The 15,486-nt window shown below is 42.5% G+C and carries 16 protein-coding genes; 13 read left to right on the plus strand and 3 right to left on the minus strand.

Annotated features, from left to right (window positions below; all coding sequences use genetic code 11):
* Nucleotides 1–31: 31 nt before the first annotated feature.
* Nucleotides 32–1,042 carry a type I glyceraldehyde-3-phosphate dehydrogenase gene (gap, locus tag FE005_RS12175; RefSeq protein WP_003126662.1) on the minus strand — a complete coding sequence of 337 codons (1,011 nt, stop codon included), beginning with the start codon at nucleotides 1,040–1,042 and terminating at the stop codon, nucleotides 32–34.
* 252 nt (nucleotides 1,043–1,294) lie between these two features.
* Between gap and obgE the strand changes: the two genes are divergently transcribed.
* From obgE to FE005_RS12210, 7 genes are all read left to right on the plus strand, one after another.
* A complete protein-coding gene (gene obgE / locus FE005_RS12180) occupies nucleotides 1,295–2,608 on the plus strand; it encodes a GTPase ObgE (RefSeq protein ID WP_003126661.1) in 1,314 nt (437 codons plus the stop codon).
* Nucleotides 2,609–2,810: 202 nt separating this feature from the next.
* Nucleotides 2,811–3,380 (plus strand): DUF456 domain-containing protein, encoded by a 570-nt coding sequence (locus FE005_RS12185; RefSeq protein ID WP_003126659.1) that lies wholly within the window; start codon nucleotides 2,811–2,813, stop codon nucleotides 3,378–3,380.
* Nucleotides 3,381–3,444: 64 nt separating this feature from the next.
* The gene (gene rnz, locus FE005_RS12190) at nucleotides 3,445–4,401 is read left to right on the plus strand and encodes a ribonuclease Z (protein WP_060814323.1); all 957 of its coding nucleotides are present in this window, start codon (nucleotides 3,445–3,447) and stop codon (nucleotides 4,399–4,401) included.
* Nucleotides 4,385–5,173 carry an SDR family oxidoreductase gene (locus FE005_RS12195; RefSeq protein ID WP_138371857.1) on the plus strand — a complete coding sequence of 263 codons (789 nt, stop codon included), beginning with the start codon at nucleotides 4,385–4,387 and terminating at the stop codon, nucleotides 5,171–5,173. The genes rnz and FE005_RS12195 overlap by 17 nt, the downstream gene beginning before the upstream one ends.
* Before the next feature lie 12 nt (nucleotides 5,174–5,185).
* Nucleotides 5,186–5,611, plus strand: coding sequence for a lipopolysaccharide assembly LapA domain-containing protein (locus FE005_RS12200; RefSeq protein WP_060814322.1), 426 nt, complete (start codon nucleotides 5,186–5,188; stop codon nucleotides 5,609–5,611).
* 283 nt (nucleotides 5,612–5,894) lie between these two features.
* Nucleotides 5,895–8,195, plus strand: coding sequence for a single-stranded-DNA-specific exonuclease RecJ (recJ, locus tag FE005_RS12205; RefSeq protein ID WP_138371858.1), 2,301 nt, complete (start codon nucleotides 5,895–5,897; stop codon nucleotides 8,193–8,195).
* An 11-nt stretch (nucleotides 8,196–8,206) separates the two neighbouring features.
* On the plus strand, nucleotides 8,207–8,719 hold the full coding sequence (locus FE005_RS12210) for an adenine phosphoribosyltransferase (protein WP_138371859.1): 513 nt from the start codon (nucleotides 8,207–8,209) through the stop codon (nucleotides 8,717–8,719).
* A 71-nt stretch (nucleotides 8,720–8,790) separates the two neighbouring features.
* Here the strand turns inward: FE005_RS12210 and FE005_RS12215 are convergent, their stop codons facing one another.
* Entirely contained in the window at nucleotides 8,791–9,003 is a 213-nt protein-coding gene (locus tag FE005_RS12215) for a hypothetical protein (protein WP_003126653.1), read from the minus strand.
* A gap of 120 nt (nucleotides 9,004–9,123) precedes the next feature.
* Nucleotides 9,124–9,753: a transcriptional repressor LexA gene (gene lexA, locus FE005_RS12220; RefSeq protein WP_086269194.1), complete on the minus strand. Its 630-nt coding sequence runs from the start codon at nucleotides 9,751–9,753 to the stop codon at nucleotides 9,124–9,126.
* A gap of 128 nt (nucleotides 9,754–9,881) precedes the next feature.
* Here lexA and FE005_RS12225 point away from each other — a divergent pair, with 128 nt between their 5' ends.
* The 6 genes from FE005_RS12225 to FE005_RS12250 all read left to right on the plus strand — a co-directional run bounded on the left by FE005_RS12225 (nucleotide 9,882) and on the right by FE005_RS12250 (nucleotide 15,381).
* On the plus strand, nucleotides 9,882–10,121 hold the full coding sequence (locus FE005_RS12225) for a DUF896 family protein (protein ID WP_003126651.1): 240 nt from the start codon (nucleotides 9,882–9,884) through the stop codon (nucleotides 10,119–10,121).
* Nucleotides 10,122–10,221: 100 nt separating this feature from the next.
* On the plus strand, nucleotides 10,222–12,219 hold the full coding sequence (tkt, locus tag FE005_RS12230; protein WP_138371860.1) for a transketolase: 1,998 nt from the start codon (nucleotides 10,222–10,224) through the stop codon (nucleotides 12,217–12,219).
* A 190-nt stretch (nucleotides 12,220–12,409) separates the two neighbouring features.
* Nucleotides 12,410–13,273, plus strand: coding sequence for a glucosaminidase domain-containing protein (locus tag FE005_RS12235; RefSeq protein ID WP_060814319.1), 864 nt, complete (start codon nucleotides 12,410–12,412; stop codon nucleotides 13,271–13,273).
* A gap of 199 nt (nucleotides 13,274–13,472) precedes the next feature.
* Nucleotides 13,473–14,402, plus strand: a complete 930-nt coding sequence (gene cysK, locus FE005_RS12240) for a cysteine synthase A (protein WP_003126647.1) — start codon at nucleotides 13,473–13,475, stop codon at nucleotides 14,400–14,402.
* 170 nt (nucleotides 14,403–14,572) lie between these two features.
* Nucleotides 14,573–15,004 carry a Fur family transcriptional regulator gene (locus FE005_RS12245; protein WP_060814318.1) on the plus strand — a complete coding sequence of 144 codons (432 nt, stop codon included), beginning with the start codon at nucleotides 14,573–14,575 and terminating at the stop codon, nucleotides 15,002–15,004.
* A complete protein-coding gene (locus FE005_RS12250; RefSeq protein ID WP_138371861.1) occupies nucleotides 15,001–15,381 on the plus strand; it encodes a RidA family protein in 381 nt (126 codons plus the stop codon). Before FE005_RS12245 ends, FE005_RS12250 begins: the two co-directional genes overlap by 4 nt.
* Nucleotides 15,382–15,486: the final 105 nt, after the last annotated feature.

The raw sequence follows: 15,486 nt of genomic DNA on the forward strand, positions 1-15,486 counted from the left end.
GTAGATCTTCGCTCTTTTTGTAATGAGTAGCTTATAAATTAGCAAATTTTTCTAACAAACGAATCATTTGGCAAGTAAAACCATATTCATTGTCATACCATGCAACAGTTTTGACCAATTGAAAGTCTCCTGCAGTAGTTACTTCTGTTTGTGTCGGGTCAAAGATTGATCCTTGCGTCGTACCGATAACATCGCCAGAGACGATTTCACGGTCATCGTAGCCAAAAGAAGGATTGTCGATCGTGTGTTTCTTGATGGCTTCATTGACTTCTTCTGCGGTTACTTTTTGTTTCAGAATCGATACCAATTCTGTTAAAGATCCATCGACAACAGGTACCCGTTGTGCGTGTCCTTGAAGTTTGCCATTTAGTTCTGGAATGACCAAACCAATCGCTTTCGCTGCTCCTGTTGAATGAGGGATCGTATTATCAGCGGCTGAACGCGCAGCTCGCAGGTTGCCTCCCCGTACCGGGCCATCCAAAAGCATTTGAGTAGAAGTGTAGGCATGGACAGTCGTCATAGTTCCTACTTCGATCCCAAATTCTTCATTTAGGAAATAAGCCATTGGAGCTAAACAATTGGTTGTACAAGAACCAGCTGAAATGATTTTGTCCTCTGCAGTAAGTGTATCACTATTGACATTGTAAACGATCGTTTTCATTTTTCCTGCTGGTGCAGAGATAACGACACGTTTTACACCGGCATCTAAGTGTGCTTGTGCTTTTTCTTCAGATGTATAAAAGCCTGTACATTCTAAAACGATATCCACGCCATTTTCTTTCACCCAAGGAATTTTGCTGGCATCAGGTTCTGCGTAGACTTTTGTTTCTTCTCCATCAACGACGATCGCATCATCTGTGGCAGTGACTGTGCCTGGATAGGTACCATGAGTTGAATCAAACTGGAGTAACTGGGCTAGCATGACGGGGCTCGTCAAATCATTGATCGCCACGACTTCGATATCATCTGATACTTCTTTGATTCGACGGAAGGCCAAGCGACCGATACGTCCGAATCCATTTATTCCCACTTTTACTGTCATAATCTATTGTTCCTCCTTTTTTTTTGATCTTACAATTAAAATTCTGCTACGAAACCAGGATTCTGTCAAAGAAAAACCCTTAATTTTTTATCTAGTTCTTTGGGAAAAGAAGCAGAAAAGATAGACAAATGGCCTTGCGGTCGTTACAATTAAATAGACTTTCTTAAAGGTGAACTTTGGCCTGCAAATGGCATGAATTGTATTCAAATTGGTTTATTAGAAGGTAAGAAGAGAGAATGGAGGGCACATAACATGTCCATGTTTTTAGATCAGGTAACAATCGATGTCAAAGCTGGTAAAGGCGGAGACGGGATGGTTGCATTTAGAAGAGAAAAATACGTTCCCGATGGCGGACCAGCCGGTGGGGATGGCGGCCGCGGTGGTGATGTGATTTTAGTTGTCGACGAAGGCTTGCGTACGTTAATGGATTTCCGTTTCAATCGTCATTTTAAAGCACAACCAGGTGAAAACGGAATGAGTAAAGGGATGCATGGCCGCGGAGCAGAAGATACGTATATCAAAGTTCCCCAAGGAACCACTGTCCGCGATGCAGACACAGGTGCTTTGCTAGGAGATCTGTTGGAGCAAGGACAGACGTTGACGATTGCCAAAGGCGGCCGTGGCGGTCGTGGCAATATCCGTTTTGCTTCGCCAAAGAATCCGGCGCCAGAACTAGCTGAAAATGGCGAACCTGGCCAAGAAAGAAAAATTGAATTGGAATTGAAAGTACTAGCTGATGTCGGCTTGGTTGGTTTCCCATCCGTAGGAAAATCTACATTACTTTCTGTCATTTCTTCTGCAAGACCGAAGATTGGTGCCTATCACTTTACAACGCTAGTCCCTAATCTAGGGATGGTAACGACTTCAGATGGTCGTAGTTTTGCCGTGGCCGATCTTCCTGGATTGATTGAAGGGGCCTCGCAAGGTGTTGGATTAGGTACACAGTTTTTACGACACATTGAACGGACACGAGTGATTTTGCACGTGATCGATATGAGTGGGATGGAAGGGCGCGATCCGTATGAAGATTATCAAGCAATCAATCAAGAATTAGCAACCCATAACTTACGCTTGCTTGAACGTCCGCAAATTATCGTAGCGAATAAAATGGATATGCCAGAATCAGAAGAAAATCTGGTGAAATTCAAAGAGCAATTAGCAAAAGAACAAACCGATGAATTCGCAGATCCTTTGCCGATTTTCCCAATTTCAGGTGTCACTCGTAAGGGAATTGATGCTTTACTGAGTGCAACTGCAGACTTATTAGAAGTCACACCAGAATTCTTATTGTATGATGAGGAAATCGAAGAAGAAGTTGTTCAATATGGGTTCCATTCGGATGAACCAGAATTTACCATTGATCGTGATCCAGATGCTACTTGGATCTTGAGTGGTGAAAAGATTGAGAAACTCTTCCAAATGACTAACTTTGATCATGATGAAACAGTCATGCGTTTTGCCCGTCAATTACGCGGGTTAGGAGTAGACGAAGCGTTACGTGCGCGAGGAGCCAAAGATGGCGATATCGTGCGCATCGGTAATTTTGAGTTTGAATTTGTTGAATAAGATTAGTTGAGTAAGCTTAGTTGCTGCTTTAGATACAGTTAAAGCGTTAGCGCCTAATCCTATCAATAGGAACAACTCTTGATACAACTAGTGAATCTTTATAAAAAAGCGGAGTTATGAGATGACTTCGTTTTTTTATTTGTTTTCTTTTTCAAATAGACAAGATACTGGTAAAATAAAGAAAAGAAAGGGAGCGAAAATTATGGCAAAACGTGTGATTGTAATGAATTTCAACGCAAACTCGGAAGCATTCCAAGCATTTTCTGAAGTAAAACGCATGCATATGGAACGAAAAATCAAAGGAGAACAAATGGCTGTGATCACTCATACAGAATCCGGTGCGCACCAGTTCAAGATCGAAGATTTTCTAGACTTTACCGGTAATAACAAAGCATCGACTGGTGGAATGATTGGGATGCTAGTAGGAATTCTGGGAGGACCATTAGGAATCATGTTAGGCTGGTTCGGTGGTAGTATGATTGGCGCGACACGAGACGCCAAAGAGATCCAAAATGCACAATTGCTGTTTGAACATGTCAGCACCCAAATTGGGGTAGGCGACACTGGCTTATTGTTGATTGCAGATGAGGAAGACAATCGTCCACTAAATCAGTTGATCATGAATCAATTAGGTGGGGAAATTACTCGCTTTGACTATGATGAAGTAGAAGCAGAAATTGAAACGGCTAAAAAAGTCGAAGAAAAAACGAAAGCACAAGCGCAAGAAGATTGGAAAAAGTCTCATTCCCAATCTGAAGAAGAACAGGAATAAACTATAAATTGCATCTGACCTTCGTTTCCGCTAAAATTGGGGGAAGATGAAAGGAAAGAAGTATATGGAATTAGAATTTTTAGGTACCGGTGCAGGCGTACCAGCGAAACATCGGAATGTAACAAGCACAGCACTGCGGTTACTTGATGAACGCAATGCTGTTTGGTTGTTTGACTGTGGTGAAGGCACACAAATGCAGATTTTGCATTCTACGATTCGCCCACGGAAAATCGAAAAGATATTCATTACTCACTTACATGGAGATCATATTTATGGATTGCCTGGATTGATCAGCAGTCGCTCCTTTCAAGGGGGCGCTTCACCGTTAGAGATTTATGGGCCCATAGGTATTGAAGAATTTGTACGGACCGTGTTAAGAATTTCTCAAACAAAATTGAGCTACCCGTTAGTTTTTCATGAGATCACAAAAGAAGGCATTCTCTTCAAGGACAAACAGTTTACCGTTTCTTGCCGTCGGTTGGATCACGGAATTGAAAGCTTTGGGTATCGAGTCGAAGAAGCGAGTCACCAAGGAGAGCTTCAGGTAGAAGCTTTGACTGCATTAGGAATCAAACCGGGTCCAGTTTTTGGTCGACTGAAAAAAGGCGAAATTGTCACGTTGGAAGATGGACGACAAATCAACGGAGGCGACTATGTAGGTGAAGCGAAAAAGGGACGTACCGTCACGATTTTAGGAGATACTCGCCTTTGTGCCAATTCGATCTTACTGGCTGAAAATGCAGATGTACTGGTTCACGAAAGTACCTTTAATAAAGATGAAGCTAAAATGGCTCGCGCCTATTTTCATTCTACAACAGTGCAGGCGGCTGAAGTAGCCAAACAAGCGCAGGTAAAACGATTGCTTTTGACGCACATTAGTGCACGCTATGTTGGGAAAGATATTACAAATCTGGCAAATGAAGCAAAAGCTGTATTTCCTAATACGGTGATCGTGAAAGACTTCGATGTCATCGATGTCCCATTTGCAGAAAAAGGAGATCAAGATGTTGTTAGAAAATAAAGTAATTGTCGTAACTGGCGGATCTGCTGGCTTAGGGGAACAAATCTGTTATGAAGCAGCGCGTCGCGGTGCGATCGTGGTGATTTGTGCCCGTAGAGGTCAGTTGATCAACAAAGTCAAAGAACATTGTATGACATTAAGTGGCAAACCAGCTTATGCCTTTCAATTGGATATTGCAGACCCTGAAAGTGTCGAAAATGTCATTGCTTCGATTCGTGAAAAGGTCGGAAAAGTGGACATTCTTGTCAACAATGCTGGTTTTGGTATTTTTCAAGAATTTACAGAAATGAAACCAGAAACGATCCGCAATATGTTTGAAGTGAACGTATTAGGGATGATGGTCTTAACACAGCAAATTGCTTTAGAAATGGTCGATCAGCGCTCTGGTCATATCATCAATGTGGCATCGATGGCTGGGAAAATTGCTACACCAAAAACTGCAGTGTATTCGGCAACCAAATTTGCTGTATTAGGCTTTTCAAATGCGTTGCGTTTGGAGTTGAAACCTTTCGGCATTCATGTGACAACTGTCAATCCGGGGCCTATCGAAACAGCCTTCTTTGACCAAGCAGATCCTAGTGGCAATTATTTAGCTTCTTTAGGGACATTTATTCTTGAACCAACAAAACTGGCAAAGACCATCGTTAAAGCGATGATTCATCCAAAACGAGAGATCAATCGCCCACAAGTGATGGGAGTAGCTGCAAAATTCTACACACTATTCCCAGCTATTGGGGACTACTTGGCTGGAAGTCTATTCAATAAAAAATAGGAGTTGTTTTTGATGAAAAATCAATGGCGAGTAATCGTAGGTATTTTGTTGGTTTTAGTGATCGTCCTTTTTGCGGTCGCCAATAATATGACTGTTCCAATCAATTTTGGCTTTACTAGCATCAAAGCGCCTCTGATCTTGATTATCATTGGGGCGGCTTTGTTGGGGGCACTGATTATCTTACTAGTGTCAACTAGTACGATGTTCCAACAAAAGAAAGAATTAAAAAGATTACGGAAAGAATTGGCTGACTTTCAACAAAATAATGAAGAAAAATTGCAAGAACAGCGTGAGGTATTAGAACGGGAATATGCAAACAAGCAAGCAGACCTCGCCTTGAGGGAACAACAAATTGCTGAAGCAGAAGCAAAAACTGCGGCAGTTGTACCTGGTGAACCACCAATTATAGAAAATCGTCAAGATACGTTTCCAGAGTAATGGTAAGCTTGCACTCTTGTTCTTCAAAAGAGGGTTTTGGGACTCCAACCAGAACGGTAAATCTCTGAAGTGAGGCGCAAGATTGGCTCACCACTCTTTTGCAACAAATGAGCGAAATAATAACGACATCCTTCGATGGTCTTTCGATAAACGACCGAAGGATGTCGTTTTTATTGTACTAGAAATAGGACAGAAAAAGGAGAGAAGCTGGTAGTGCTTTTTTGGTCAACGCTTTTCTTTTCTCCAAAATATTTGCTATAATTACCAAGTTAGGAGTGATTGTGTGAAACGCGCGAACTTTCATTGGCTGAGACCACAAAAAAGTGAATTATCAGCTGATTTCGAGGAAATGATCCAAGCAAGAGGTTTGTCACCATTAATAGGTCAATTATTATGGCAGCGGAATATTCGAACAGCAGCAGACTTGCAAAGTTTTTTAGAACCGGATTTGCAGGGACTTCATGATCCATTTTTGTTTTATGATATGGAAAAAGCCGTCGATAGAATTCAGACAGCGATCATAAATGAAGAGCGTATTCTGATTTATGGAGACTACGATGCTGATGGTATTACGAGCACGACTGTCTTAAAAGAAGCGCTGGAATTATTGGGTGCGGATGTTGAATTTTATCTGCCCAATCGCTTTACCGATGGCTACGGGCCCAATCTTTCCGTTTATCAAGATAAAATCGCAGCTGGTGTGCAATTGATTATAACTGTTGATAATGGTGTATCTGGTCATGAGGCATTGGCTTATGCCAAAGAAGCACAGGTAGATGTTATCGTTACAGATCACCATGAGTTGCCACCAGAATTACCCGATGCGTATGCCATCATTCATCCTCGTCATCCATTAGGAAATTATCCTTTTCCAGATTTGGCGGGGGTCGGAGTCGCATTCAAAGTCGCTACTGCGTTATTAGAAGAAGTGCCAGTCGAATTATTAGATCTCGTGGCAATTGGTACGATCGCCGACATGGTGTCGCTCACTGGTGAGAATCGCATTCTGGTCACTAACGGATTAAAAATGATCCAGCAAACCGAACGTGCGGGGCTCTCGGCACTGATCGAAGTGAGTGGTCTGAAGAAACGGGCAATCAATGAAACGGATATTGGTTTTGCTATCGGACCTCGTTTGAATGCGATTGGACGCTTGGAAGATGCCAATCCTGCGGTAACACTTATGTCGACATTTGATCCAGAAGAAGCCCAATCGTTAGCCAATCAATTAGATACGATCAATCTTCAAAGAAAGCAATATGTGGAAACGATTTTGAAAGAAGCTCAGAATATGCTTTCCGATTCAAATCAAGTCCATTTAATTGTGGGAGATGATTGGCATGAAGGTGTCTTAGGGATCGTTGCTGGACGATTGATGCAACAGACTGGCAGGCCGGTCCTTGTTTTAACCAAAAAAAGCAACGGTATTGCTAAAGGTTCTGGGCGCAGTGTTGCAGCATTAAATCTATTTGACATGCTCTCTGGAATGCGTGAAATGTTTACCAGCTTTGGTGGACACCATGCGGCAGTAGGGCTCAGTGTGCCCATTGATCACCTTTCGGTGCTCCAAGAACGTATGAATCAATACGTGGTCGATAATCGGATCGACCTTTCTAGCGGGATTCCGTTACCGATTGATGAAGAATTGTCTTTAGCAGAAATTACGACAAATTTTATCGAGTCGCTGAAAATTTTAGCTCCCTTTGGTACAGACAACCCAATCCCAAAGTTTTTGATTACGAATATTTCTGCTGATAATGGCCGACAAATTGGTACAGAGAATCAGCATTTAAAGGTCAGTCTTACAGATGGAGAAAATGGTCAATTAGACGTGATCGGTTTTGGTTTTGGATCACAGCTAGTAGAATTTGAGAGTGAAGGATTGGCCGTTGTGGGGCAATTATCTGTCAATGAATGGAACGGCAAGAAGAAACCACAGCTGATGTTGGAAGATTTTGAAGTCAATGGCATACAGCTGTTCGACTTGCGTTCAAAGAAAAATCGGCAAGGGCTGACCCTTGATGCCCAAACATTAGGGGTTGCTTTTTCGGATAAATTACCTTCAGAGATAGAACGATTTTGTCCGAACGTTCATGTTTATCAAACGCTAGACGATTTGACAGCTTTTTTTGGTTCAGGAAATTATACGCAACTCGCTTTTCTAGACTGTCCTAGCGAGAAAGAGCTTTTGAGAAAAATCATTCAAGAAATACCTGTCAATCGTATCTATTTGATTTTAGTATCCACAGAGGATGCTTATCTGGATGGTGTCGGGACTAGAGAACAATACGGCCGTTTGTTTCAACTGATCAATCAGCAGAATGGGATTGATATTCGCTATAAACTGCCAATGGTAGCTAACTACTTGCAGATTCCAGAAAAATTATTAATTTTTATGATTCAAGTGTTTTTTGATTTGAAATTTGTTACAATAAAAGATGGCGTTTTGAAAAAAGTCCCTGATCCAGAGAATAAGCCGCTTACTGAGAGTGTGTTGTATCAACAGCGACTTGCAAAAATCAAAACAGAAGAAGACTTACTAATGAGTGATTTATCAACGATTCGCAAATGGTTGATATCTTAGGAGGAAAAAACATGAATTTAAAAGACTATATTGCCAGCATTCCGGATTATCCGCAAGAAGGAATTGTCTTTCGCGACATCTCTCCATTGATGGCTGATGGAGAAGCTTATCGTTATGCAACACAGCAAATCGTCGGGTACGCTCAGGAAAAAGGGATCGACATGGTGGTTGGACCTGAAGCTCGTGGGTTTATTGTTGGTTGTCCCGTGGCGTATCAACTGGGTGTTGGTTTTGCGCCAGTACGTAAAAAAGGCAAGCTACCTCGAAAAACGATTGAAGCAACATACCAGAAAGAATATGGCGTGGATATTTTGACGTTACACGAAGATGCGATTAAACCTGGCCAACGGGTATTGATTTGTGATGATTTACTTGCAACCGGCGGCACGATTAAAGCAACGATCGAACTTGTGGAAAAATTAGGCGGCATCGTAGTTGGCTGTGCTTTTCTGATCGAGTTGATGGACTTGCAAGGCAGAGACAAAATCACTGGATACGAAATCAAAACATTGATGGAATATTAATCGAAAAAAGCCAGATCAATTTTGATCTGGCTTTTTTTTGTTTGTTTGGCAGCAACACCGAAATAATCGACCTACTGTTCGTAATGATAAAAATCATGGTCGTGGTAATAAGTTTGGTTTCTCTTTCGTTCTGCTTGGCGGAATTTCTTTTCATCCCATAGCATGAACCACAGCATCATCAAAGGGCAAAAAATCAGAACTGCACTGAGTACGCCAAAATAACCAATAATGATCCCTGTTAACAACACCCACAAAATAAAACCAAATCGACGAACTGCTTTCATTATTTTCACTCCTTATAAAAATGCGAACTTATGTTTGTAAAACTATTATACGAATGTTTGTTCGGTTTGTAAAGAGGAAATAAAAAAAATCTTCGAAGGTTCGAAGATTTAAGGAATCGATTAAAGTAAGTGACGGTAGAGACCAACGACTAAGCCTAAAATCGTTACATCTGGCAAGATGATAGGTTCTAGGTAATCATTTTCCGGTTGCAAACGGATGTGATCCTGTTCTTTGAAAAATCTCTTACAGGTGGCTTCATCTTCATCCGTCATTGCAATGACAATGTCCCCGTTTTGAGCACTTTGCTGTTTGCGAACGATGACTTGATCACCGTCTAAGATTCCAGCGTTGATCATACTTTCACCGCGAATCGTCAACATGAACAAACTGCCGGTGCTATTTGCTAAATCAGGCGGTATCGGGAAAAAATCGGAGGCGTCTTCTACAGCTAAGATCGGTTCACCAGCCGTAACGACTCCTAGCATTGGGATCGAGTTTGGCTGCACATCGATTTTTTCTAATCCGGAGGAAGTCAATTCAATCGCTCTTGGTTTTGTTGGGTCGCGTAAAATCAAGCCTTTTTTTTCAAGCCTGGATAAATGTCCGTGGACGGTAGAAGTAGAGGATAGCTGAACGGCTTCGCCAATTTCGCGAACAGTCGGCGGATAGCCTTTTTCAGTGACTCGTGTATGAATAAACTTAAGAATCTCGATTTGTCGATTTTCTGTTCGTTTTGCCAAAACTGACACCTTCTTTCATTTGATAGTCTTAGTGTACCATAGGAGAAACGACAATTCAAACAAATGTTCGCTTTTTGTTGCTATTGTTTTTTTGTCAGGTTTTGTATAAGATAAAGTAGTGAAAAGGAGGTGTCGAAATGTTATCCAAAGAAAAATTAGCCCGCATTAATGAGCTAGCCAAAAAGAAAAAAGTGCAAGGTCTATCTGCTGATGAAACGATCGAACAGCAAAAGCTTCGCGAAGAATATTTACAAGCTTTTCGTGGAGGAATGCGACACCACATTGAAGGAATGAAAATCGTCGATCCTGAAGGACAAGATGTCACTCCAGACAAATTAAAAGAAATTCAAAAGAAAAAAGGATTGCATGGCAGATAAAGATGAATTCCTTTTCATTCCTATTGAAATCCTGAAAGAAATCCCGTATAATATGAGATGTAATAAAGGTAAAAAAAACCTAAATTAGGAGGAATTACCATTGTTTGATAAAATCGATCAATTAGGTGTTAACACCCTTCGTACATTGAGTATCGAAGCCGTACAAAAAGCAAATTCAGGTCATCCCGGTCTGCCAATGGGGGCAGCGCCAATGGCGTATGCCTTGTGGACCAAGCATTTGAAAGTTAATCCGACCACTTCTAGAAACTGGATCGACCGCGACCGGTTCGTCTTGTCTGCTGGACATGGTTCTGCTTTGCTTTACAGCTTACTGCATGTTTCAGGGTATCAAGTAACCACGGAAGACTTGAAAAATTTCCGTCAGTGGGGCAGCCGCACACCAGGACACCCAGAAGTTGGGCATACGGATGGTGTGGAAGCAACGACTGGTCCATTAGGACAAGGAATCGCAATGGCCGTCGGGATGGCGATGGCGGAAGAACATCTAGCGGCGACATACAACCGGGATGAATACAATGTGATCGACCACTACACGTATGCATTATGTGGCGACGGCGACTTGATGGAAGGTGTGTCTCAAGAGGCAGCTTCAATGGCTGGTCATATGAAGCTGGACAAATTGATCGTTTTATATGATTCCAATGATATCTCATTAGATGGACCTACTTCAAAAGCATTCACAGAAAACGTTGGTGCCCGTTTTGAAGCTTACGGTTGGCAACATTTGTTGGTCAAAGACGGCAATGACTTAGAGGCAATCTCACAAGCCATTGAAGCAGCTAAAGCTGAAACAGAGAAACCGACATTGATCGAAATCAAAACAGTCATCGGTTACGGTGCCCCAAATCAAGGAACCTCTGCTGTCCATGGTGCTCCATTAGGTGCGGAAGGTATTTCAGCCGCTAAAGCAATCTATGGCTGGGAGTATCCTGAATTCACCGTGCCGGAAGAAGTAGCGGCTCGTTTCAAAGAAACGATGATCGATGAAGGCCAAAAAGCCGAAGCGGAGTGGAACGAGAAATTCGCTGCTTACAAAGCGGCTTATCCAGAATTAGCTGCACAGTTCGAACAAGCAGTGGCTGGCGAACTACCAGCAGATTGGGATGCAGAACTGCCAACTTATGAAGCAGGCAGCTCACAAGCGAGTCGTGTTTCCAGTAAAGAAATGATCCAAGCCCTTTCAAAAGCTATCCCAAGCCTATGGGGAGGATCGGCCGATCTATCCGGATCCAATAATACGATGGTCGCAGCGGAAAAAGATTTTGAACCTGGTCAATATGAAGGCCGCAACATTTGGTTCGGTGTGCGGGAGTTTGCGATGGCCGCAGCCATGAACGGGATCCAACTTCATGGCGGTACACGCGTGTATGGCGGGACATTCTTCGTCTTTGTTGATTACTTGCGTCCAGCAGTTCGCTTGTCGGCTCTCCAACATGCGCCAGTCATCTATGTTCTGACCCATGATTCTGTGGCTGTTGGTGAAGACGGACCGACCCACGAACCAATCGAACAATTGGCGAGTGTACGCTGCATGCCAAACGTGCAAGTAATCCGACCAGCAGATGGCAACGAAACTCGGGCAGCTTGGAAGATCGCCTTGCAAACGACGAATAAACCAACGGTCTTAGTGTTGAGCCGTCAAAACCTGCCAGTGTTAGCAGGGACGCTAAGTGGTGTCGAAGAAAACGTGGCTAAAGGTGGCTATGTCCTTTCAAAACAAACCGGTGAGACACCAGAAGGCATCTTGATCGCTACTGGTTCAGAAGTGAATCTAGCGGTAGAAGCGCAAGCCAAACTAGCAGAAGCTGGAGTGGATGTGTCTGTCGTATCACTGCCAAGCTTTGACTTGTTTGAAGCACAGTCGGAAGAGTACAAGGAGAGTGTCTTGCCGAAAGCCGTGAAAAAACGGGTTGCCATCGAAGCAGCTTCCCCATTTGGTTGGGATCGTTACCTAGGCTGCAAAGGCAAAGTCATCGCCATTGATCATTTTGGCGCTTCTGCTCCAGGAAACAAAGTATTGGAAGAGTTCGGCTTTACAGTCGAAAATGTGGTTGCCACTTTCCAATCGATCAAATAAGCGTAAAAAACAAGCGAAATCGCAGCTGATTTCGCTTGTTTTTTTTAAAGTCTTTTCGTTTTTAGGTAGAACAAGATGTTTTTGCGAAAAGACTTTTAAAAAACTATTGAGTTGCTTAAGTTGCACAGAAAAAATTTTTTCCGTATAATGTCTATATTGTTGAATAGTATTGGGACGATGGAGGAAAAGAATGAAAAATTATCAAACCCGCAGTGAAAGACATATCCGCCAACAAAAAGCAGTGATGCCACGACCAAGTAAACGAGCAGTGGTTTCTTTTATTGGGGCTGGATTAGCATTGTCACCAGCGGTGGTCACGCTACTTCCGGAACAGGTCCAAGCAAGTGAATATCAGGCCACTAGTCAAGGAATCGCTAGTTTTATCGAACAGATTGGTTGGTCAGCACAAGACGTTGCGGCCAATAATGATCTTTATGCATCGGTGATGATCGCGCAAGCCATTTTGGAAAGTGGCTATGGCTCATCTACATTATCCAATGCGCCTTACTACAATCTTTTTGGGGTCAAAGGATCATATAACGGGCAATCTGTCTATTTGCCTACAGATGAGTATATCAATGGACAATGGGTCGTAATGAATGAACCATTCCGCCAATATAATTCCTACTGGGAGTCTTTTCAAGATCACGCCAACGTTTTAAGAAGTACAAGCTTCACTTCAGGTAAAGCACATTATAGTGGGGTCTGGAAAAGTCAAACGACTTCTTTTTACGATGCGACCAGCTATCTGACAGGACGCTATGCCACTGATCCAGGTTACGCACAAAAATTAAACTGGCTGATTGAAACGTATCAACTAACTCGTTTTGATACACCAAGTACTGGTGCCACAACGACTTCTGTAACGACAACGACAACGCAATCCACATCGACGACAACAACGACACAAAGTACGGGACAAAGTTATGTCGTAGCATCTGGCGACAGTCTTTGGGATATTGCTTCACGTTTTGGAACAACGGTGGATCAAATCATGGCTGCCAATGGATTAAGCAGTGACTTGATCGTCGTAGGACAGGAATTGATCGTTTGATTTTCGCTATTTATTAGCTAAACGCCAAATGAAATTTCACAAAAACTTTTGTTTTTGTTCTCTTTTAGTAACTAAAAGAAGCAAAGCAAAAGTTTTTTTCTTTGTGAAAAAAACATAAATATTTGGAAAACGCTAACTTTTTGTTCGCAAGTCTGCCGTTTTTTGGGTAGAATAGGAATATGAACTGGAGGGATTGCAAATGACAAAGATTTATCAATCTGTTACCGAGCTAGTTGGGCATACACCCATCGTCAAATTAAACAAGGTGGTTGGAGAGGATTCCGCTGATGTCTACGTAAAACTTGAGTTTTATAATCCAGGGAGCAGCGTGAAGGACCGGATCGCTTTGGCTATGATCGAAAAAGCCGAAAAAGACGGCTCTTTGAAAGCAGGCAATACGATCGTGGAACCAACTTCCGGTAATACTGGGATCGGCTTGGCGATGATCGGTGCAGCGAAAGGGTACCGAGTGGTCATCGTGATGCCTGAGACCATGAGTATCGAACGGCGCAAGCTGATGCAAGCCTATGGTGCTGAATTGATTTTGACACCAGGCTCAGAAGGAATCACAGGTTCAATCAATAAAGCCAAAGAATTGGCTGAACAAGAGGGCTATTTTATGCCGCTGCAATTTGAAAATCCGGCAAATCCCGAGATTCACGAGAAAACAACTGGGAAAGAAATAGAGAATGCCTTTGAATCAAAAGGATTAGATGCCTTTGTCGCTGGTATCGGTACAGGCGGCACGATCACTGGTGCGGGTCGAGAATTAAAACGAGTGTATCCAGACTTAAAAATCTATGGCGTTGAACCGGCAGAATCGGCTATCTTAGAAGGCGGACAACCTGGTCCTCACAAAATCCAAGGAATTGGAACCGGCTTTGTACCTAAAGTTCTTGATACAGAGATCTTTGATCAAGCAATTGCCGTATCAAGTGAAGATGCGATGGCAACAGCAAGAGAAGTGGGCCGTAAAGAGGGCTTGCTCGTAGGTATTTCTTCTGGAGCAGCGATCCATGCAGCACTCAAAGTTGCCAAAGAACTGGGAAAAGGCAAAAAAGTCTTAGCGATCGTCCCGGACAATGGAGAACGCTATCTATCGACTGCTTTATATCAAGTGGAAGAATAACAAGGAAAGCGGGCATTGGCAGAATGCCTGCTTTTTCTCCCCTTTTCTTAAGGACTGTGGAATTTTTCGTGTTTGTTTTGTGGTTGATTAAGAATTTTTAGAGAAAGCTGTTTGAATTTTTACCATCTACATAGTATGATATTACAGATAAGAGAATTGGAGGAACTCCTGTGAACACGATATATGACGAGGCAATCAAACAATTAAAACAAGAAAATATCCGTATCACTCCACAAAGGGTTGCGATACTTGAGTTTTTGGCTAGCCACGCATCACATCCTACCGCAGAAGAAATTTACCGAGCGATCGAAGTCCACTTTCCCGGTATTAGTGTAGCGACAGTCTACAATAATCTGCGACTGTTTACGGAGATCGGTTTTGTGAAAGAAATGAACTACGGCGATGCATCCAGTCGCTTTGACTTTACGACAGAGCCGCATTATCATGCAATTTGTCAACGTTGCGGCAAGATTTCTGATTTTTACTATCCTGGATTGGAAGATGTCGAAATGGCCGCTTCCCAACTGACCGGATATAAAATCCAAAGCCATCGCTTAGAAGTATATGGATTGTGTCCAGAGTGTAAAGGAGAAGAGGAATGAAAATTATTTCAACGGATAAAGCACCGCAAGCAATTGGTCCTTATGTACAAGCACGGATTGCTAATGGTTTCATGTTTGCTTCCGGACAAGTGCCGTTAGATCCTGTTACAGGAGAAGTTGTGGGAGCAACTATCGAAGTTCAGACGCAGCAAGTTCTCAAAAATATCGAGGCAATTTTAACTGCCGCCGGTATTACACCAGATGAAATCGTCAAAACAACATGTTTCTTAAAAAACATGGATGATTTTGTTCCATTCAATAATACATACAGCACACTTTTTCATGAACATTTGCCTGCACGTTCAGCAGTTGAAGTGGCCCGTTTACCAAAGGATGTATTGGTGGAAGTAGAGATCATTGCTGTGGTGGCACAATAAAGGAGTCAATGGGACGGTCGTATATATGCGCAGTCCCATTTTTGTTGAGAATGGATTTTATTCTTGATGATGCCAAAATAAAATTGAAAATGGTTTTTATGTAAC

The organism is Enterococcus sp. M190262 (assembly GCF_005843965.1).
Classification (GTDB): domain Bacteria; phylum Bacillota; class Bacilli; order Lactobacillales; family Enterococcaceae; genus Enterococcus_D; species Enterococcus_D gallinarum.